Source organism: Stenotrophomonas maltophilia group sp. RNC7, from assembly GCF_030910085.1.
GTDB lineage: Bacteria > Pseudomonadota > Gammaproteobacteria > Xanthomonadales > Xanthomonadaceae > Stenotrophomonas > Stenotrophomonas sepilia.
The window spans coordinates 1-811 of the sequence record NZ_JAVFVN010000804.1 but is presented as its reverse complement, the minus strand read 5'-3'; the positions used below and the strand labels follow the sequence as shown (position 1 = coordinate 811).

1 protein-coding gene is annotated in these 811 nt (G+C 45.0%); it reads right to left on the bottom strand.

Annotated elements, in window-relative coordinates; all coding sequences use genetic code 11:
* Nucleotides 1-26 precede the first annotated feature (26 nt).
* A partial coding sequence (locus RCF13_RS19355; RefSeq protein WP_308141465.1) for an IPT/TIG domain-containing protein occupies nt 27-811 on the bottom strand: 785 nt, incomplete at its 5' end.

Here is an 811-nt window from a genome sequence, read left to right as displayed (position 1 = left end):
ATGCTTTGGATGACAGGTCAGCCAAGCTACATCGCTCCCTCGAGACGCTTCAGCGGACATCGCCTGTATCGCCAACCCTGCTTTCTACCCACATTGGGCAGAATACTGCTGATATTTGGATTGGAGCCTTCATAGGTGAATCTCTGCTTTTTCGATGTTCCAGAATCATTATTTAATACGTAAACATCTACTGCGCCTATGGTAGCACTTGTCGGTACAATTACTTTCATATAGCCATCTCTAAATTCAACTATTTTTGCCTTTTCCTTGCCAAAATACACCGATGGTAGCACTGGAGATTCGCTGTATTCTGTAAAAACAGGGTGATCCAGTGGTTTCTGCGGTGCATCCTGCTCCGTCCTGTAGTTGGTCCAATTGCCATCTCGGTCCAAATCATCAAAGTTTTCGTCGCCAGGTCTAGGGGTTTGTCCTTTATACGGTTCGAAGAATCTAAAGTCGTATCCCCACATTTCTACAACATCGCCGCCTGCGGCAGTTCCCTTTACTGGATTAATTCGGTCAATTCTTGGCCTGCTGGAAGCAATTACATAGGAGAACAGATCCAGCTTCGTATTGTGTCCACCGTCCTCATTCAGTACAGTGATGGGAACGAACTTCCTGTCTGTAATAAAGTCGATACCAATATTTCCTGGATATTTCGGTACAGTTACTGTAATGGAAGTATAGTTTACCGTATCTACTTTCACGGCACTGCTCGGTACTTTTACACCTGCAATGTATACTTCCGTTGTGTTCTGGAAGCCTTCTCCATAGATGGTTACTTCGTAGCCACCGTCTACAGAACCTTGAC